Here is an 18,637-nt window from a genome sequence, read left to right on the forward strand (position 1 = left end):
CGGCACCGACATGCTACTGCTGTCGATGCCGCTTGCACCTTGGTCTCGACTGATCGTGAGTGCGCGGTGATCGGGTGTCCGTGACGCGGATCTTCCGCGATGGACATGTAGAAACTCCCCAGCCTATGGCTCACATTGTGGTGGACGGGGTCCGACCAGGCCGAGATCCGACAGGACTTGGTGAGCCAGTTCAAAGGGCTGGTTGCGGGGGCCGTGGGGTACGGAGGTGGCGGATTCGAAGTCGCGCTGTGCGGCGAGGGCTCTGGGGCCTACCAGTCCGGTGAGCCGGTAATGCCGCCAGAGGGGAATCGGCCGACGGGCATCGACCACGATGAGGTCGGGCCGACGCCAGACGACCAGCGCCCAGGCTCCCCCGCCGGAGTCCGAGCTCGAGTCGGCCCACGCCCCGACCAAGGGCGCATCCTCGGCGGCGCCGACTGCTTCGAGTGCCACCAGCGCGGGGTTGCTGAAGCGGCCCGTGACATGGAGCAGGAGTCGTCCGTGGCGGTGTACGTCGCGGTTCTTCTCGGCGAGGGACCATACGGCGTCGGCGAGGGGATCGTCCTGGACGACGTCCGACGCGACATCGAGCACGGCGGCCTGGTCGACGGCCGGGCCGAAAGCTGTGTCGAGCAGCGTCGTGTACTCCGTGACGTACGCGGAATCCACCGCGGGAAGCAGGTGACCGACTGCCTGGGAGGCTTCGTTGAAGGCGAGTGTCTCAGGGGTGATCTCGTAGCGTGGCGCGTGGCTTCGGAGCACGGCGAGGGCGACTGCGGCAAGGCTGCCGACCTGGGGCTCGATCCGCTCGGGAAGATCGTTTCGGTTCAGTGCGCGGACGGCCCGGGAGAGCAGCGGGAGCCAGTCGGTGTGTGCCGGAGGCCAAGCGCCAGCCGCGACGGTCCACAGGGTCAGCCGGACGACGAGCATGCGCTCGGGAGGACCCAGGTGGGGAGCGAGGGCGACGAGGCGCTCCACCCAGCGCCGGTATCTACGGCGGACTTCCTGGTCGGCCTGCCGGAGGTCGGGCAGGGTGGCGGTGCCGCTCGCTTCGGCACCGGCTGCCTCGGGGTCGTGCTCTGCTGCCACGGCCTCGGCGTCGTCATCGTCGAGGGCGGCTTCGATGTCATCGATGAACCGCTCGTCCCAGGAAACGGGCAGCAGGTCCTGAAAGGGCGTGCTGATGTCGGCGGGCAGGGGGAGCCCCAGCGCGAAGCGCGTGAGCGGATGTCCGACGCGTCCGGCGCATTCGTCCAGATAGCGCTCCCAGCCGTCCTCGTCGCCGTCCAGCGGGGCCGTCGTGACCGCACCGCCAGTGCTGCTGCTTGCGGATACGCCCGCTGGGGTGGGGGTCAGTCCCGTACGGAGGGTTTCCAGGTCGCCCAGGAATCGTTCGGCGAGCCGGGGATCCGCGAACAGGTCGGGAGGCCGTGTCGTGGGGGCCTGGGACTGGGTCGGGGTCATTCGGCGCAGGGCACGGTCAGGGTCGACGACGAACACGATGTTGCCGAAGCTCGGTACGCCGTCGCTGTCGACTACGACCAGGCGCACACGGCTGCCCGCATCGGCCGGAGCCGTCACCGTCAGCGTGGCCTGTCCGGGCGGGATGTCGGCGATGCGCTCCCATGCCTCCGGCGGCGCTGCGGCCTGAGATAACTCCAGGTGAGCGGTGTCGGAGAGAGGCCGGGCCACGCTGATCTCCAGGCCGTCCGGTACGCGTAGGGCCCCGAGCAGCAGCGGCCCACTGCCAGCGATGGGGCGGGGAAGGGGCGGCACTGTGTGCAGCCGGGCGGCGGGCTCGTCGGTGCCGTCCGGAAGGAGGGTGGCCGTGATGGGGGCGATGATGCCGAGTTCGCAGTTGCCGCCGTCGCTCTGGGAAAGCAGCAGGGCCGCAGCGGAGAGGTTCGGGCTGCCGGTCAGGGCCCACCGCTGCCCCTCGGAGACCCACTCGACGAGTTTCCCGTGGCGGTACCGCTGGTCGTTGTCGCTGATGACGCGTCCGTCGTACTCCTTCACCAGGGCGGCGACCGACGGACCGTCGAGATCGCTGAGTCCGGGCTGGTAGGCGAGGGTGAACTGGCTCGGACGGAAGCGTTCGAGCAGCCGCCGCAGTGCCATCGAGCGCCGGTCGTAGAAGGGCGCGGACACGGCCAGTTCGTCGACAGGCCCCTGCGGCAGCTGATCGATGATCGGGGAACGCAGACTGCTGACGACGCGGACCCGTGGCGCCGTGGGCGTCCTGTCGCGGTGGAGCCGGTCCAGTAGTGCTGCGACCCGACCCAGCGCCTGTGGCACTCCGGCGGAGAACCTCACCTTTTCCGGGAGGCCGCGCAGCCATGCCGACAGCTCCGAAACTGCGGTGGGACTCTGCTCGCCGTCCACCCGCAGAACCGTCCACAGTTCGGCGTTGGCCTGCCAGCCGGCCAGCGTGGTGTTGCCGGAGCCGAGGGCGATGGTGGCGTGCTCCGGTCCGGCGAGGACCATCAGCTTGGGATGGAACGCTGCACCCTGGGCGTAGGCCAGACCGGCGAGGTAGCTGCGGCCAGCCCGCCGGACGGATCGGGGATCGTTGCGGGTCATGGAGACGTCTCCCGCCACCGTGACGCGTGCGCCGGTGGCCTGAGTGACGCCGAGGGCGACCTCCTCGAAGAAGCCGAGATCGGCGGTGAAGCTGAGGAAGAGCGCTTCTTCCAGACCCCGCCCGCCCGTGCGCTCCTCGTCGAGGATGAGAGTCAGAGGCGAGGCGAACGCGGTCGGTGGCTCCACCACTCCCGATGCCGGTGCGGTCTCAGTCAACGAGAGCCCTCCCGCTACTGGTCACCGACCAGTGCTGGTCGTGGTAGCGCAGTACCCCACAGGTGGCCAGGACGGTCCCGAGCTGGTCCAGCCGTAGCCCGACATCACCGCGCCCCTCCTGGCTCGTCCGGTACAGCAGCCCGCCCCGTTCGTGCAGCCGGGTTGGTAACCACAGCGTGCCGTCAGCACGTCGGCGGGCCTTGGCCAGCGCGATCCTCTGCGACCGCGCTACCAGGTCATAGGTGAGTCGGCGGGCGACATCGCGCAGTTTCATGGGCCGGGCTTCGTCAAGCCGCCGCTGGACCCATTCCGGGCCGAGTTCGACACCGCGTTGGCCGAGGAACGCGTCCCGGACCCGACCCGTGAGTTCGTCCACCCGACGGGCACTTGCGGCGAGCACCCGCAGCTCTGCGACAGGCAAGGGATCACCCGCCCACCTCAGGTTGTGCTCGGCGGGCAACGGCGTTCCGACCGTGCTCTGCGTCGCGGGCAGGGAGGACAGGAACGCGTCCACCGTCATGTCGGGCAACTCCGCGGCGAAGCGGTCGGCCACGTCCTCGATCGGTACCAGCCCGTCGACCTGCTCCACGAGCCAGGACCACAGGCGGCGCCAGGCTCCGACAGAGTAGTTGCGCAGCACCGCTCCGCGCCAGGCGCCGGCCGCGTCGATGCCGCTGGTCACGGGATCGGTGGTCAGGAAGTCGCCGAAAGCGAGCACATGGCCGATGTCGCGGGTGAAATATCGGACGGGATGTGTGGCGACCACACGAGCCAGAAGCTGAATCGTCTGTCGCCGTGTTGCCGAGCGGGAGCCTGCTTCGGCCGGTGCGCCGGGCTCGCACAGAAGGTTCGCCAGCCACGCCCCGTCAGGATGCTCACCGCCCACGCACACGCACAGCCGATCCCCGAAAGGGGCGAGATCATCCACGTTCAGCGTGTCCTCGGCGGCCAGTTCGAGCAACCCGCCCAGTCCGGCTCGTAGTGCTGCGGTCTCAAGCCGCGGTCCGGGAACCGGCATGGGTCCTGCACCGAGGATGCCGAGCGCGACCTCGGATCCGGCGTACGGTGCCCAGAACCCCCACGAGTTGCCCACGTACCCGTTCTTGCCCGGGGCCTCGGCTTCGGACATGGTGACCGTCCCGGAGTGCAGCCGCCGGGCAAGGGCATCGACCCCATGCGCACGCGGCAGCCACTCCAGAGCCTGCGGATGATGCGCGAACGACACGGCGGCCAACGCCACCTCCGCGCGGCGCAGCAGAGTCTGGGCGGCCGGAACCGTCAGGTCTTCCGCATCGGCTTGCGCCGCGACCAGCCCGTGCAGAGCGTAGTAACGCGCGTGCGGGGTCAACGTGGTGACCCCTGGCACCAGATGATCGACCATGCGCCCCACGTGCCGCTCCACCGAGAGTGGATAACGGCCCGCGGCGACGTTCAGTCCCGGGCGGCTCCAGCCGGGTCCGTCCACCAGGTCCGGTGTCTGCCCCTTGCCGCTGACGGTGACCATGCCCTCGGCCATCTCCCGCTGCCACCCCCTCAGCGCTACCCAGCCGGGAAACCGATCCGTCATTCTGGCGCATCTCCCGGGAGGCAGCGGCACTTCGGATGTGAATCACCTAGCCGGATGAGACAGTCCGATGGGGTGAATATGCACCCATGTCTGATAACCGTCATTATCAAATGAAGGCGCACTCGCGTGACCGGGTCGGCGTATCGTCTTGTGGCGTCGGCGAGAATCCGCTCCAAGCGGAACCGATGTGCTGTTCGGCATGAGCGCCCGGGACCTGAAGCGGATGAACTGAGCACCCCAGAACGGATCCCTCCGGCCGTCTGAACGGGCCTCAAAGGGCTCGGTCTTCCACGGGCTTTTCATCGTGTGCGCAGGACCTTTGAGGTCCTGCGCACACGATAGCTTTAGCCAGGGCGTCGGCAGTAACAGCCGAAAGATCAACGGAATCTGGCGGAGGATCCTCGGCGGGTGGCGGCGCACTCCTCACCTGTGGGTCGCGGTCGACGATTCGACGGTCATGCGGCCGTGGCGGGGCGTGGGCTGCCGTGGAAGACCTGGCTGGTGTGCCAGGAGCGGTGGATCGCGGCGACGGGGTGTGCGCCCGGTTGAGGTCCGATGAGGGGGCGGTCGGCGAGCGCGATGACGTGTTCGCGGGCGGCGGGGCTGTGGCCGACGAACCGCTGGGAAACCAGGACGCGGTGGCCCTCGCCCACGCCGAGGACGCCCTTGTCGAAGAGCTTGTGGTGCAGCGAACACAGGCACAGTCCGTTGTCGACGTCGTCCGGTCCGTCGAACGCCCACCAGCGCACGTGCGCGGCCTCCAGCCCGACAGACACCGCGCCGATACGGCCATCGTAGCCGCAGAAGGCGCACTGGTACTCGTAGGCCGTCAGGACCTGCTCCCGCATCCGCGGATCCCGCCGCCTCCGCACGGCGGCCGAGAGTTGTCCGGTCTCCGCCGGCTCCAGCTCCAGGCCGACGGATTCGCACAGGTCGCCGTGGAGGGAAGGCGGGAAGTGCAGGTCGAGCAGGACCCGTGCCATCCGGCCGAGCAGCTCCGGCTCCCGCCGCAGCGCCGCCCGCAGCTCCGGCGCCAGTCGCCCAGCGGCCCCCGCGGCCCGCAACTCCCGCACCCCGCTGCCGGGGCTGCCCGGTCCGCGATCGGTGCGCACCTCCCACACGCCGTCGCTCACCAGGTGGTGGAACGGGTATGCCGGAGTCGTCCTGTTCGGCGGCCCGTACTCGGTCAGCAGCCGCTGCAGATCCTCCTCCACCGCGCTGTACCGCAGTTCGCCGGCGGCATCCTGCTGGAACCGACCGAGGGCGTACAGCAACAGCAACGGCTTGTGCGGAGCGCGGGTCCCGCTTCTGGTCCACTGTCTCAGTTGCGCGGTGCGCTCCAGCCAGTCCATGACCGGCGATCGTAGCCGTGCTTCGTCGACCAGCGATCTGCGCGTGTGGGGAAAGCCTAACGAGGCGTGGTGAGTTGACTGCGACGTGCCGTGACCAGGTGGCGCCGTCGTGCGCGGGTCCGTTGTTCTCCGTCGATCCACCGTGCTCGCGCGGTGTGCTCGGGAAGCGGAAGTCCGGCCATGAAGTGGGCGATGTCGACGTAGTAGGCGTAGTCGCCGCTCTGCGTGAGTTCGCGCAGGCGGGTGATCGCGGTGGCGAGGCCGTCCTGGGCGTCGAGGACGGCGTGGTGGAAGCACAGGGCCAGTTGCAGCTTCGCCGCGGCGTAGGCAATGCGGGAGACACCGATTTCGGCGAGCAGTACGGCCGCCCGGCCGGGCAGGTCGGCGGCGAACCCGGCGTCGCGTACGAGCACGGCGATGCGAGCGGTCATCTCGCTGGAGCGCAGGCTGAGGTGGGACAACAGCCGTTCCGCTAGATCGAGTTCGTCATCGGCCCGAACCTGATCGGAGAAGGAGACGGCGAAGGCGAGATGCGCCTGCACCATGGCGGTCTCGCCGACCACACCGTGCTCCTCGGCTTCGCTCCGGCCTGCCAGGTAGGCGGCTACCGCTCGCTCCATGTCACCCTGCACCCACCACACGTCTCCCAACACCCGATGGTGCCTCCCCTCCGAGCCCAGTCTCCCCGCGGCTTCGACCGCGGTCGGGAAGTCTCCGGACAGGCGGCTCAGGTGTGCCAGGCCGCGCCGAGCCGCGGAAGCGAGCCGACCCCCGGCTGAGGCGACGCGCTGCATCCCACGACGCGAATCGTCGGTCAGACCGAGGTCTCGCTGGGCCTTCGCCAGGTAGTACGTGGCCAGTTCGACCAGGTCATCGGGGAGCAGCTCCGAGGCGAGGACGGCCGAGAGCCGACTGGACGTGCGTTCCCGGTGCTCGTGCTGGCGCCGGGCGATGGCGCTCAGCGATTCGACCAGGGCCTCTGCCGAGGTCTGCAGACCACTTGACGACGTGGCATCGGTGGCGGGAAGCGCCAGCGGTTCCCAGACGGAGTCCCCCACGTACTGGAATGCGGCATCGGCGAGCCAGCCGAGATCGAGACGGAAGTCCCGTGCGAGGAGCAGTCCTTGCTGGAGACAGCCGACCAGGACTGCGCGATCGTGTCGCAGGTCCTGGCGCCACTGTGATTCCAGTGCCTGGAAGGCTCGTTGGGCCGCGCGCCGCCAGTCCTGTTCCGACCAGCGGTCGTCACTGCTGTCGTCTGCGTTGCGAATGGCGGAGCGGATCAGGTCGTGGACGTGGAAGGGCCACACACCGGAGGAGGACTCCCGGATAAAGGGGCGCTCGGTCAGCCGTAGGGCGGGCGCGTCGTGGTCCATTCCGGCGGCTTGTGTGGCCAGGGGTACGGAGAACGCGCTGAGCAGGCTGACCGAGCGGAGCACGTGGCGCTCATCGGCGGTCAGGTCGCTGAGGGTACGGGCGATCAAGGCGGGAAAGTCGTGGTCGAAGTCGGTGACCTGCGGCTGTCTGCCGCCGCGCCGGAGTTCCAGATAGCGCATGACCGACAGATCCAGGTAGAGAGGCAACCCGTGCGAGCGCTCGGTGATGATCCGGCGGACCGGTTCGTCGATCAGCGGCTGCCCGTCGCGGCTCAGCCTGCGGACCAGGTAGTCCTCACAGTCTTCGGGAGAGAAGTCGCCGATCAGGACCTGACGGCCCGATACAGCTCGCCCCACATGTGCCGTGTCGGCTGCGAGACCGGGCCACGCGTGCGGCCCGGTCCAGTCGACCTGCCCCTCCAGGCTCGTCTCTCCCCACTGGAGGCGGTTGCGTCCGGTGACGACGAAGAACGTGTTGGGCATCAACCACACGGTGCGTTGGAGCAGACGCTCGAAGTCGCGGTGCGTGCGGTCGCCGGTGTCCTCGAAGGTGTCCAGCAGGATCACGGGCAGTGCGCTCTTGCCGACGGGGATTTGGGCCAGGTCCCAGGCGAGGAGGTGCGGGTAGAAGCTCAGGGCTTCCAGGTCGGGCTGGGCCTCCAGGAGGTCGGCCAGGCGTGAGCAGCCGGCGAGGGCGCGTACAGACTGGCGCCGTTCGCGTAACGCCTTGATGAGCGCTCCGGCCCCGTGCCCGAGCGCACTGCCGACTGTGCCGGGCAGGAGCAGAGCCTGGGCGACATCGCTGAGGGCGGACTGCATCTGCTGCGGCAGGGCGGCAGCGGCGCTGAAGCGGCTCAGCAGTCCGCCCCGGCGCAGGTAGTCCTCGATCGGTTCGCCCGGGTGGTTGTGCTCCCAGTAGCGGCGCAGGGCGAGGTCGAAGGCGGGCAGTGGCTGGCCGAGCGCGGCGACGGCAAGACGGACGGTGAGGATGACGCGCTCGAAATCCATACCCGCGGCGCGCGCGAGATCGATACGAACTGGCAGGGTCCGCTCTTCGGGGTGGGATGGCGATTCCCATTGCGCCGGGCGGTGCTCGCTGCGGGCCAGCGATGCCTCGATCTTTCGGGAGAGCGTGGACTTGCCGATCCCGCCCACACCGTGGAACACGAGGATGTTGTGGCGGGGAGCTTCCAGGTCCTCCACGTCGAAGTCCGCACGGGTCACGTGCCGTATGTGCTCGGCGAGGCCGGCCGTTACGGCCTGCCACTGTGCCTGCCGGTTCGTGAACGCCTCGCTGGCGGCGATGCTCCGGTCGTTCGAGCTGAACAACGTTCGAAGGTCCCGCCCTGCCACAGCTCCCCCTGACGATCAACTGGAGCCAAGCCAGGCTCCGTTGACGACAGCATGGCACGCCCGTATTCAGGCAGGTCCGCAGGCCGCATCCGGAACGCGGTAGTTCAGCCGACGACCTTGGTCAGGGGACGGTGGCCACGGGTTCCCCATCCTGCGTACTCACCCTCATAGGTCGAACAGGCTCTCCTGGAAGTTCTCGACGACATCCCGTCGCGGGTAGAACAGGCCCAGCAGCAGGAACGTCTTGGGGCGGGCCGCGACGTTCCCGACGAAGCAGTGCACGGCCTTCTCCGCAGTGACCATCCGGTCGAACCAACGCTCGCGAAGCTTCTCCTCCACGCCGTCCTTCCCGTAGTGGCGAAAGAACTTGCGGTACGACTCGCCCGCCTCCCAGTCCCTCAGCCCCATGTCGTGACCAGCGCACTCCTGATCCGCGCATCGGAAGCTGTACCGGAACTCAAGTGGCACCCACTCCAGTTGGCGGAGGTCCTGTGCGAGTAGATCCAACTGATCTGCCAGGGCCGCCTTCGAAGCTGGCCAGGGCTCGGCAGGAGCGAAGCGGAAGCCGGTGAACTCCGCTGGGCGGAAGACGCCAAGCGACGTTCCCCGAAGCTCCTGGTCCCGCTTTATGGAGCACAGGGACGGCGCTACGAGGGGCTGCACATGCGAGAGGCGTTCGCGCCAGCCGTCCGCTGTCCCGAGGCGCTCGATGACCTTGAGACTCTGCAGATTGGGGCGCAAGCTTTCGGGACGGCGGTCCCCATGGTGTCGCTGCACATCGACCTCGACGATCGAGTACTTGGCGAACTGGCTTTCTTCGTTCAGCAGCCGGAACGGAACCGGGAAGAGCCGCACATGCTGGGGCGCCCCTTGGTCGAGCCGTATGCCGGCCACGCAGCTCGTCTCGTGGTACTTCGCGGACAGTTCCGGATAGGTCTTGACCGTGATCATGATCCGTGCGCGCTGCCAAATCCCCGATCCCATGGTTGCCCCCTCCACTGATCTCCCGATCCGATTGGAGGAGAGGCATGCGCCACCGGCAAGGGCGCGTACAGGAGCGAGGGGCGAAGTCAGGCCAGGGGAATTACGGGCACGGCGGCCCGCTTGCGGACCGTCTCCAGGACGACCTGTCGGTGGCAGCGGCTTTCGTCTTTCTCGAAGCACAGCACCGCGACCCGGGACTGCCGGGCATGCTCTGCGAGGCGCTCAAGATCGGTTTGCGCTTCCTCGGACCGCAGCACTCCACGGAACCGAGCCCGGCCTACGTCGAGGCGGCCCTCCCAGAACGGCGCCCGGTTGTCCTTGGGATTGCCCAGGCCACGCAGGTGGGTGTATTCGATGCCGGCCTCGGCGAGTGCCTGCCCGAGCCGAGTCTTGCTGAAGCCCTTCTTGCGGCTGATCGGCGTAAGTCGTACGTCCGCCACGACATCAATACGGTTGTCGAGGAGAGAGGAGACGAACGAGTCGATGTCCCGGCCTTCGTACCCGGCAGACCAGAGGCTGGGAGCGACCTTGGTCTCCTGGAAGAGTTCATCGAGGGAGACTTCAAGTGCCTCGGCGACTGCTCCGACGGTGAAGAAACCTGGCTGGATCGCTCCCTCGCTCTCCAGACGGGCCAGCGTTCCTACGGCGATGCCAGCTTCCTTGGAGAGCCGCTCCCGCGACCATCCTCGAGCCTCCCGCATCGCTCGCACGCGCTGGGCGAGTGCTCGGGCGTGGTCGTGGGGACGCGCTGAGTGATGGCTTGCCATGTGTCGTGATACTAAGGGCGGTTGAGGCGGGCGGGCATGGTGTTCCCGGCCGACTACTAGGCTGGATTCGCGAACGCGCAGGTCCGAGTGCCCTAAGCCGCCGCACTTCAGACGGCCTCACCAGTCACCCACTGGGAGAACCCGATCAAGATCTTCTCCCAGATTTCTCCCAAGCGATCTCCAGGAACCACTCAGGGGCCTGATCCATCAAATGGATCAGGCCCCTGACCTGGTACTTCAGCGTCGGGGTGGCGGGATTTGAACCCACGACCTCTTCGTCCCGAACGAAGCGCGCTGCCAAGCTGCGCTACACCCCGATGTCGCCCGTGTCGCGGCGACATCGATTACTTTAGCCCACCGCTGGCCGGAGACGAAATCCGGTTTCGGGGGCCCGGCGGGGGCTCCGTGGGGCCCCACGGAGCAGGAGGCCGGGTGGGGGCGGGTGGTCAGGGGTGGGTGGTCAGGGGCGGGAGGTCAAGGTCAGGAGTGTGGCCTCCGGGGGGCAGGCGAAGCGGATCGGGGTGTAGCGGTTGGTGCCGCAGCCCGCCGAGACGTGGAGGTAGGCGGTGTGGCCGCCGGAGCGGTGGGTGGAGAGGCCCTTCACGCGGTCCGTGTCGAGGTCGCAGTTGGTGACCAGCGCCCCGTAGAAGGGGATGCAGAGCTGGCCGCCGTGCGTGTGGCCCGCCAGGATCAGCGGGTAGCCGTCGGCGGTGAAGGAGTCCAGGGAGCGCAGGTACGGGGCGTGCACCACGCCGATCGAGAGGTCGGCGTCCGCCTCGGGGCCGCCCGCTACCCGCTCGTACCTGTCCCGCTTGATGTGCGGGTCGTCCACGCCCGTGAAGGCGATCTCGTGGCCGTCGATCTTCAGCCGGCCACGGGCGTTGGTCAGGCCCACCCAGCCCGCCGCGTCGAAGGCGTCCCGCATCGGTTCCCAGGGGTTGTGCACCGCGTGGACGGCCGGGGCGTTGCCGTTCAGACCGTGTCTGCCCTGGGCCTTCTCGAAGAGGTAGCGGGCCGGATTGCGGAGCTTCGGGCCGTAGTAGTCGTTCGAGCCGAAGACATAGACGCCCGGGAACTCCATCAGCGGGCCCAGCGCGTCCAGCACCTCCGGTACGCCCTCCGGGTCCGAGAGGTTGTCGCCGGTGTTGACCACGAAATCGGGGCGCAGCCCGGCCAGTGACTGGAGCCAGCGCTGCTTCTTCCGCTGTCCGCTCACCATATGGATGTCGGAGACCTGGAGAACCCGCAGGTCACGCATTCCGCGCGGCAGCACCGGCACCGAGATGCGGCGCAATCGGAACGAGCGGGTTTCGAAGCCCGCGGCGTAGGCGAGGCCGGCCGCGCCGACTGCCGCGATGCCTGCGGTGATTTTCAGGGGGACCCCGTAGCGTGCGCGCATGCGCCCATCGTCGCAGACGTCGTACGGGCACGAAATCCGCGGGCGGGTCCGGCTCGGCACCTGCCACACTTGGCGCTATGACCAGCCTTAAGTCCAAGCTGAAGGAAGACCTCACCGAGGCCATCAGGGCGCGTGACGAGCTCCGCTCCGCCACGCTCCGGCTGACCCTCTCCGCGATCACCAAGGAGGAGGTCTCGGGTACGTCCGCGCGCGAGCTCTCCGATGACGAGGTGCAGAAAGTGATCGCCAAGGAGGCGAAGAAGCGCCGTGAGGCGGCGGAGGCCTTCGCCCAGGGTGGCCGCGCGGAGCAGGCCGAGCGGGAGAAGGCGGAGGGCGTGCTCCTCGACGCGTATCTGCCGAAGCAGCTGACCGACGAGGAGCTGGGCACGATCGTCGCGCAGGCCGTCGCGGAGGCCAAGGGCGCCGGCGCCGAGGGCCCGCGCGCCATGGGCGCCGTGATGAAGATCGTGAACCCGAAGGTGGCCGGCCGCGCCGAGGGAGGCCGGGTCGCCGCCCTCGTGAAGCGCTCCCTCGCCGGCTAGGGGAATCCCGCCTGACTCGCGACGTAGAGCGACGTAAAGCGGGACGCAAAGCGAGACGTAAAGCGACGTAAAGAAGGGGCGCCCCATCCCATCGGATGGAGCGCCCCTCCGTCACATAATCAGCTTCCGCGGTTTACGGGAAGCCTCCGCCGTCCTGGCCACCATCGCTGGTGCCGACGTTCCCGCCATCTCCGCCGTTCCCGCCATTCCCATTGCCCTCGGACTGGCCGCCACCGATGAAGCCCGGCGGGACCGTGATCCCCGGGAACGGATCCTCTTCGCCGTCGCCCGGCTTGTTGTCACCCCGGCCGCCGTTGCCTTGGCCCTGGTTGTTCCCGCCCGGCTTCTCGGTGTCCCGGCCCCTGGAGGCGTCCGGGATGTCGACCGTCGTGAAGCCGGGGGCGGGCTTGCCCTCCAGTGCGCCCGACACCGCGTCCTTCCAGATCGGACCCGGGACCTGGCCACCGAAGACCTTGTCGTGGTACTCGCCCCCGATCGTGATGTTCTCCATCTCGACCTGCTGGGACGGGCTGCCGACCCAGACCGCGCCGGACATGTTCGGCGTGTAGCCGACGAACCACGCGTTCTTACGGGCGTCCGTCGTACCCGTCTTACCGGCGTTGTCGCGGCTCGTCAGTCCGGCCGCCTCACCCGTACCGGAGTCGACCACACCCTTCAGCAGGGTGTTGATCGTGTCGGCGGTCTTCTCCGACATGGCCTGGGAGCACTTCGACTCCGGCACCTTGAGGCTCTTGCCCGTCGCCGTCTTGATGGAGTCGATGGCGATGGGGGTGCAGTACGTGCCGCGGTTCGCGTACGCCGCGTACGCGCTCGCCATCCGCAGCGGCGAGATGCCCTGCGAGCCCAGCGTGAGGGCCGACGGCGACTCGGGAAGCTTCTTGCCGTCGCCCTGGACCACGCCCAGCTTGGCGATCGTCTCCGTCACGGGGCAGAGACCGATTTGCCCTATCATCTGCACGAAGTAGGTGTTGACGGACTTCTCCATCGCCTCCTTCAGCGCGTACGGGCCGACCTCGGACTCGTTCTCGTTCTCGGCCGTGTCGCCCTCCGTGTTGACCCACGGCTTGCCGCTGCACGTCTGGATCGAAGCCGGGTACGGCATCTGGTACGGCGCCGGATACGACTGGGTCGGCGGGACACCGCGCTCGATGGCCGCCGTCGCGAGGAACGGCTTGAAGGTCGAACCGGTCGGGAAGCCGTAGTTCGAGCCACCCATGCCCTTGTCGACCGAGAAGTTGATCTGGGTCTCGTTCTTGCCGAAGCCGTACGGCTTGGACTGCCCCATGCCGAGGACCTTGCCGGTGCCCGGCTCGACCAGGGTCACCGCGGCGGCGACCTTGTCGCTCTGGTTGACATGGTCCTTTATCGACGCCTGCACCGAGCTCTGGGCCTGCGGGTCGAGCGTCGTACGGATCGTCAGACCGCCCTGGTTCCAGACCTTGGCCCGCTCCTTGCGGTCCTTGCCGAAGACCGGGTCGGTCAGGAAGACCTCGCGTACGTAGTCGCAGAAGAAGCCCGCCCCGGCGACGGCCGTGATGCAGCCGTTCTCGGGACGGCTCACCTTCAGCTTGATCGGCGTGGCCTTGGCGCGGTCGGCCTCCGCCTGGGAGATGTCGCGGACGTCGGCCATCCGCTGCAGCACGATATTGCGCCGCTTGGTGGCCTCCTCCTCGTCATTCACCGGGTCGTACCGGCTCGGCGACTGGACGATGCCCGCCAGCATGGCGGCCTCTTCGAGCTTCAGGTCCTTGGCCGGCTTGGAGAAGTAGCGCTGGGCGGCGGCCTCGATGCCGTAGGCCTGCTGTCCGAAGAAGGTGATGTTCAGATAGTTCTCAAGGATCTTCTTCTTGCCCAGCTCCTCCTCGACCTGGATCGCGTACTTCAGCTCCTGGATCTTGCGGCCCAGGGTCTGCTGGGTGGCCTGCGCGACCTTGTCCGGGTCGTCGCCGGCCTCCTCGACGAAGACGTTCTTCACATACTGCTGGGTCAGGGTCGAGGCGCCCTGGGCGACGCCGCCCGACTGCGCGTTGCGGTTGACCGCGCGCAGGACGCCCTTCAGGTCGATGGCCCCGTGCTCGTAGAAGCGCGAGTCCTCGATCGCGACGATCGCCTTCTGCATGTACGGGGAGATGTCCTTGAGCGGGACGACGGTGCGGTCACGTGAGTAGACCGTGGCGATACGGCCGCCCTGGGAGTCCAGGATCGTGGTCCGCTGACTCAACGGCGGCGTCTTGAGGTTGGCGGGGATCTCGTCGAATCCCTCGACCGTCCCCTTGGCGGCGAGCCCCAGCGCCCCGAAGGCCGGCAGGGCGATTCCCGCGAGCACCGCTCCCGCGAGCACGCTGACACCGAGGAACTTGGCGGCCTGCTGGGTCCCGGTCAGACCCCCGCCCGAGCGCTTCTTTGGCATGAGGGCAGCCTACGTTCTCAATCGCCGGACACGCGTCAAGGCTCTGGCCTAAGCTGTCCCCAACTGTCACAGCGGTGCGGTTGTGTATCAAGCACCCGGTGTGAATTTTCCATGAACCCGAAACATGGAGAGTTGACGCCCGAATCCTCCGTATTTGGCGTGAGATGCCCGTTGCGACCCTAGCGAAATACCCGACTCTGTCGGATGTGTCGGTTATGCCCTCGGCTCACTCCCCTGGGTGATCTGCCGCGTACGCATAGTCCGTTCGGGCCATTCAAGATTGGGCCCGAAGGGGGTGTTGCGCCGTGTCCGCCTTCCGTAACGTCCTCAACTGGCAACGGTGAATATGCCGCTGCCGCCGTGGGGGAGCCTCGATTCGGGAGAGGACGGCGCCAGCATGGGCTGGGTAACCGACTGGAGTGCGCAGGCAGCTTGCCGCACTACCGATCCAGATGAACTGTTCGTGCAGGGTGCGGCGCAGAACAGGGCCAAGGCGGTGTGCACCGGATGCCCGGTGCGGACCGAATGCCTGGCCGACGCGCTGGACAATCGCGTCGAATTCGGCGTGTGGGGCGGAATGACCGAGCGGGAGCGCCGCGCACTGCTGCGCAGGCGACCGACCGTCACGTCGTGGCGCCGGCTGCTTGAGACCGCCCGCACGGAGTACGAGCGCAGCGCGGGCCTGCTGCCCGTGGGCTTGGAGGATGACGAGACGTACGAGACGTACGCCGCGGTGGGGTAGCCGGGCGGTAGGTGGCGTAACCGGTAGGGGGCCGGTTGGAGTGACCGGGCCGGTTGGAGCGACCAGGCCGGTTGGTTGACCAGCTCAGCCGTACGGTGCTCAGCTCGTCGTGCCACCCGCCGCGAGGCGATCCGCGATGGCCCTGAGCCCGGCAAGGTCGTGAACGTCGCCGGGCAGGGCGGGGACCTCCGCCACCGCCACCTCGGGGTGCAGCGCGGTGAAGCGGTCGCGCGTGCGCTCTTCACGCGCGAGCACCTGCATCCGTTCGGCGTGCAGGCGCAGCAGACCCGCCGTCAGCTGTTCCACAGTTGTGACAGAACCTGTGACAGAGCTTGAGGCAGACGCGACCGACTCGGGTCCGGCCGAGGCGGCGGGCATGGTGGATACGTCAGATGTGTCAGTTACACCAGATACATCGGATACATCAGATGTGAGGGACTCGTGAGCTGAGGCGGGTGCGAGGGGCTCGTGCGTCTCGGAGGCTTCGGGAGAAGAGCCTTCCGGGACTGCACTGCCACGACTCTGAGCATTCCCAGCCCCCTGATCCACAATGCGGCCGTCTTCAAGATTTTCCGCCGCGGCCCGCGCCCGCTCCGCCGACAGCCGTGCCGCGCCGCTGCCATGGACACGGTTGAGCACCAGCCCGGCCAGCGGCATCTCCTCGGCGGCCAGCCGCTCCACGAAGTACGCCGCTTCCCGCAAGGCATCCCGCTCCGGCGCCGCGACCACCAAAAACGCCGTACCGGGCGCCTGAAGCAGCCGGTACGTCGCGTCCGCGCGCGTACGGAACCCGCCGAACATCGTGTCCATCGCGGTGATGAACGTCTGTACATCGCGCAGGAATTGACCGCCGAGCAGCTTTCCCAGCGTGCCCGTCATCATCGACATACCGACATTCAGGAACTTCATCCCCGCCCGGCCGCCCATCTTGGCCGGGGCCATCAGCAGCCGGATGAACTTCCCGTCGAGAAAGGAACCGAGCCGCTTCGGCGCGTCCAGGAAGTCCAGCGCGGAGCGCGACGGCGGCGTGTCGACGATGATCAGGTCCCAGTCGTCGCGGGACCGCAGCTGCCCCAGCTTCTCCATCGCCATGTACTCCTGCGTGCCCGCGAAGCCGGCCGACAGGGACTGGTAGAAGGGGTTCTCCAGAATGGCGCGGGCCCGGTCCGGATCCGCGTGCGCCTCGACGATCTCGTCGAAGGTGCGCTTCATGTCGAGCATCATGGCGTGCAGTTCGCCGGGGCCCTCGACGCCCTTCACCCGCCGCGGCGTGTTGTCGAGCGAGTCGATCCCCATCGACTGGGCCAGCCGGCGGGCCGGATCGATGGTCAGGACGACCACCTTCCTGCCGCGCTCCGCCGCCCGAACGCCGAGAGCCGCCGCGGTCGTCGTCTTGCCGACACCGCCCGAGCCGCAGCACACGACGATACGGGTGGCCGGGTCGTCGAGGAGCGGATCGATTTCGAGGGGGGCGGCGGTGGAGTCCAGGGTCATGCGAAGACCTCCCCGAGTTGCCGTAGCTCCCCCGCCAGTCGGTACAGACCGGCGAGATCCATTCCCTCGCCGACCAGGGGGAGTTCGTACGTGGGCAGCCCCAGCTTGGTCAGAACGGCCCGCTGTTCGCGCTCCAGCTCCACGCGCTGCGCGTGCTCCGCCGCCTGGTCGAGCAGCGGCCCGACGAGCTTCGTGGGCGCGGGCACGCCGGCGGCGGCGAGCGCCTTGGCGACCTCCTTGCGGCGATCGCCGGCCGCGGCGCGCACGGCGGCCTCGTCCAGGAGATGCGGCCTGACCATGTTCACGATCACCTTGCCGACCCGCAGCTCCGCGCCCCGCAGTTCGGCGACGCCGTCCGCGGTCTCCTGGACCGGCATCTCCTCCAGCAGCGTCACCAGATGCACGGCCGTCTCGGGCGACTTCAGGACCCGCATCACGGCCTGCGCCTGATTGTGTATCGGGCCGATCTTCGCCAGCCCCGCCACCTCGTCGTTCACATTGAGGAAGCGGGTGATGCGGCCGGTGGGCGGGGCGTCCATCACGACGTAGTCGTAGACGAAACGTCCCCTCTTGTCGCGCCTGCGCACCGCCTCGCACGCCTTGCCGGTCAGCAGTACGTCCCTGACCCCGGGCGCGATCGTCGTCGCGAAATCGATCGCGCCGATCTTCTTGAGGGCCCGGCCCGCGCTGCCGAGCTTGTAGAACATCTGGAGATAGTCGAGGAGGGCGCGCTCGGCGTCGATGGCCAGCGCGTACACCTCACCGCCGCCCGAGGCGACGGCGATCTTCCGCTCCTCGTACGGAAGGGCCTCCGTCTCGAAGAGCTGTGCGATGCCTTGTCTGCCCTCGACCTCGACGAGGAGCGTGCGCTTCCCCTCGGTGGCGAGGGCGAGCGCGAGGGCGGCGGCGACCGTCGTCTTACCGGTACCGCCCTTGCCGCTGACGACCTGGAGCCTGCTCACGTATTCGAGCCTAACCAGTCGGGCGGCGGGCTACGCACGAGGCTGCCCCGCGCTACGACTCACGCGGTACGGCTACAGTCGCCTCCATGACCAAGTGGGAATACGCGACCGTGCCCCTTCTCGTGCACGCGACCAAGCAGATTCTGGACACCTGGGGCGAGGACGGCTGGGAGCTCGTCCAGGTCGTTCCCGGGCCGAACAACCCGGAGCAGCTGGTGGCCTATCTGAAGCGGGAGAAAGCCGCATGAGCGGAGCCGTCGAGGCCACCCTCGCCGAACTCGGGCTGAGACTGCCCGAGGTCGTACCGCCGCTGGCGGCCTATCAGCCGGCCGTACGGTCCGGCGCGTACGTCTACACCGCGGGCCAGCTCCCGATGGTGGAGGGCAAGCTTCCGGTCACCGGCAAGGTCGGTGCCGAGGTCACCGCGGAGGAGGCCAAGGAGCTGGCGGCCACCTGCGCGCTGAACGCCCTGGCCGCCGTGAAGTCCGTCATCGGCGATCTGGACCGTATCGCGCGCGTGGTGAAGGTCACGGGCTTCGTCGCCTCGGCCGCGGACTTCACCGGCCAGCCGGGTGTCCTCAATGGTGCGAGCGAACTGCTCGGCCAGGTCCTCGGTGACAAGGGCGTGCACGCGCGCAGCGCCGTGGGCGTGGCGGTGCTGCCGCTGGACGCGCCGGTCGAGATCGAGATCCAGGTGGAGCTGACCGAAGGCTGAGCGAGCGCGCGTCCTGTGGTCGGCGCTTCCGCTTCCGCTTCCGCATCCGCTTCCGGTTCCGGTTCCGGTTCCGGTTCCGGTGTTTCCACGTCTGGAGCTCCTGACGTCCGGAGCTCTTGGAGCTTCCCCGTCCGACGCTTCGCTGAAGATCCCGCCC

Annotated in this window: 14 protein-coding genes and 1 tRNA gene; 4 read left to right on the forward strand and 11 right to left on the reverse strand. The window is 68.3% G+C overall.

Annotated features, from left to right (window positions below; translation table 11 throughout):
• Positions 1-123: 123 nt before the first annotated feature.
• From M1203_RS28985 to M1203_RS29020, 8 genes are all read right to left on the reverse strand, one after another.
• Positions 124-2,796: a hypothetical protein gene (locus M1203_RS28985; RefSeq protein WP_249952775.1), complete on the reverse strand. Its 2,673-nt coding sequence runs from the start codon at positions 2,794-2,796 to the stop codon at positions 124-126.
• Complete coding sequence (locus tag M1203_RS28990; protein ID WP_249952776.1) at positions 2,789-4,312, reverse strand: hypothetical protein; 1,524 nt, start codon at positions 4,310-4,312, stop codon at positions 2,789-2,791. Before M1203_RS28990 ends, M1203_RS28985 begins: the two co-directional genes overlap by 8 nt.
• A 506-nt stretch (positions 4,313-4,818) precedes the next feature.
• On the reverse strand, positions 4,819-5,715 hold the full coding sequence (locus tag M1203_RS28995) for a phosphorothioated DNA-binding restriction endonuclease (RefSeq protein WP_249952777.1): 897 nt from the start codon (positions 5,713-5,715) through the stop codon (positions 4,819-4,821).
• Between the two features lie 56 nt (positions 5,716-5,771).
• Complete coding sequence (locus tag M1203_RS29000) at positions 5,772-8,444, reverse strand: ATP/GTP-binding protein (RefSeq protein ID WP_249952778.1); 2,673 nt, start codon at positions 8,442-8,444, stop codon at positions 5,772-5,774.
• Positions 8,445-8,609: 165 nt separating this feature from the next.
• Positions 8,610-9,395: a hypothetical protein gene (locus tag M1203_RS29005; protein ID WP_249952779.1), complete on the reverse strand. Its 786-nt coding sequence runs from the start codon at positions 9,393-9,395 to the stop codon at positions 8,610-8,612.
• Positions 9,396-9,514: 119 nt separating this feature from the next.
• Positions 9,515-10,195, reverse strand: coding sequence for a DUF488 family protein (locus M1203_RS29010; protein ID WP_249952780.1), 681 nt, complete (start codon positions 10,193-10,195; stop codon positions 9,515-9,517).
• 243 nt (positions 10,196-10,438) lie between these two features.
• Positions 10,439-10,512 (reverse strand) — tRNA-Pro (locus tag M1203_RS29015).
• 143 nt (positions 10,513-10,655) lie between these two features.
• Positions 10,656-11,594, reverse strand: coding sequence for a metallophosphoesterase (locus M1203_RS29020; RefSeq protein WP_249952781.1), 939 nt, complete (start codon positions 11,592-11,594; stop codon positions 10,656-10,658).
• Positions 11,595-11,671: 77 nt separating this feature from the next.
• Between M1203_RS29020 and M1203_RS29025 the strand changes: the two genes are divergently transcribed.
• Positions 11,672-12,136 carry a GatB/YqeY domain-containing protein gene (locus M1203_RS29025; protein WP_249952782.1) on the forward strand — a complete coding sequence of 155 codons (465 nt, stop codon included), beginning with the start codon at positions 11,672-11,674 and terminating at the stop codon, positions 12,134-12,136.
• 133 nt (positions 12,137-12,269) lie between these two features.
• On the opposite strand, the gene M1203_RS29030 is transcribed toward M1203_RS29025, so the two are convergent.
• The gene (locus M1203_RS29030) at positions 12,270-14,567 is read right to left on the reverse strand and encodes a transglycosylase domain-containing protein (protein WP_249952783.1); all 2,298 of its coding nucleotides are present in this window, start codon (positions 14,565-14,567) and stop codon (positions 12,270-12,272) included.
• Between the two features lie 397 nt (positions 14,568-14,964).
• On the opposite strand from M1203_RS29030, the gene M1203_RS29035 reads away from it, so the two are divergent.
• On the forward strand, positions 14,965-15,309 hold the full coding sequence (locus M1203_RS29035; RefSeq protein ID WP_030353248.1) for a WhiB family transcriptional regulator: 345 nt from the start codon (positions 14,965-14,967) through the stop codon (positions 15,307-15,309).
• A gap of 99 nt (positions 15,310-15,408) precedes the next feature.
• Here M1203_RS29035 and M1203_RS29040 read toward each other — a convergent pair whose 3' ends face one another.
• Both M1203_RS29040 and M1203_RS29045 read right to left on the reverse strand, forming a co-directional pair.
• On the reverse strand, positions 15,409-16,803 hold the full coding sequence (locus M1203_RS29040) for an ArsA family ATPase (RefSeq protein WP_249952784.1): 1,395 nt from the start codon (positions 16,801-16,803) through the stop codon (positions 15,409-15,411).
• On the reverse strand, positions 16,800-17,765 hold the full coding sequence (locus M1203_RS29045) for an ArsA-related P-loop ATPase (protein WP_249952785.1): 966 nt from the start codon (positions 17,763-17,765) through the stop codon (positions 16,800-16,802). The genes M1203_RS29040 and M1203_RS29045 overlap by 4 nt, the downstream gene beginning before the upstream one ends.
• 86 nt (positions 17,766-17,851) lie before the next feature.
• On the opposite strand from M1203_RS29045, the gene M1203_RS29050 reads away from it, so the two are divergent.
• Entirely contained in the window at positions 17,852-18,013 is a 162-nt protein-coding gene (locus M1203_RS29050) for a DUF4177 domain-containing protein (protein ID WP_014178397.1), read from the forward strand.
• Positions 18,010-18,480, forward strand: a complete 471-nt coding sequence (locus M1203_RS29055; RefSeq protein WP_249952786.1) for a RidA family protein — start codon at positions 18,010-18,012, stop codon at positions 18,478-18,480. The genes M1203_RS29050 and M1203_RS29055 overlap by 4 nt, the downstream gene beginning before the upstream one ends.
• The last annotated feature ends 157 nt before the right edge of the window (positions 18,481-18,637 follow it).

The organism is Streptomyces sp. 35G-GA-8 (genome assembly GCF_023534745.1).
Taxonomy (GTDB): domain Bacteria; phylum Actinomycetota; class Actinomycetes; order Streptomycetales; family Streptomycetaceae; genus Streptomyces.

Bases quoted from the DNA above. Each gene is read 5' to 3' on its own strand.
- M1203_RS29025 (WP_249952782.1), top strand. From the start codon at position 11,672: ATGACCAGCCTTAAGTCCAAGCTGAAGGAAGACCTCACCGAGGCCATC.
- M1203_RS29030 (WP_249952783.1), bottom strand. From the start codon at position 14,567: ATGCCAAAGAAGCGCTCGGGCGGGGGTCTGACCGGGACCCAGCAGGCC.
- M1203_RS28995 (WP_249952777.1), bottom strand. From the start codon at position 5,715: ATGGACTGGCTGGAGCGCACCGCGCAACTGAGACAGTGGACCAGAAGC.
- M1203_RS29010 (WP_249952780.1), bottom strand. From the start codon at position 10,195: ATGGCAAGCCATCACTCAGCGCGTCCCCACGACCACGCCCGAGCACTC.
- M1203_RS29035 (WP_030353248.1), top strand. From the start codon at position 14,965: ATGGGCTGGGTAACCGACTGGAGTGCGCAGGCAGCTTGCCGCACTACC.
- M1203_RS29040 (WP_249952784.1), bottom strand. From the start codon at position 16,803: ATGACCCTGGACTCCACCGCCGCCCCCCTCGAAATCGATCCGCTCCTC.
- M1203_RS28990 (WP_249952776.1), bottom strand. From the start codon at position 4,312: ATGGCCGAGGGCATGGTCACCGTCAGCGGCAAGGGGCAGACACCGGAC.
- M1203_RS29005 (WP_249952779.1), bottom strand. From the start codon at position 9,395: ATGATCACGGTCAAGACCTATCCGGAACTGTCCGCGAAGTACCACGAG.
- M1203_RS29050 (WP_014178397.1), top strand. From the start codon at position 17,852: ATGACCAAGTGGGAATACGCGACCGTGCCCCTTCTCGTGCACGCGACC.
- M1203_RS29020 (WP_249952781.1), bottom strand. From the start codon at position 11,594: ATGCGCGCACGCTACGGGGTCCCCCTGAAAATCACCGCAGGCATCGCG.
- M1203_RS29055 (WP_249952786.1), top strand. From the start codon at position 18,010: ATGAGCGGAGCCGTCGAGGCCACCCTCGCCGAACTCGGGCTGAGACTG.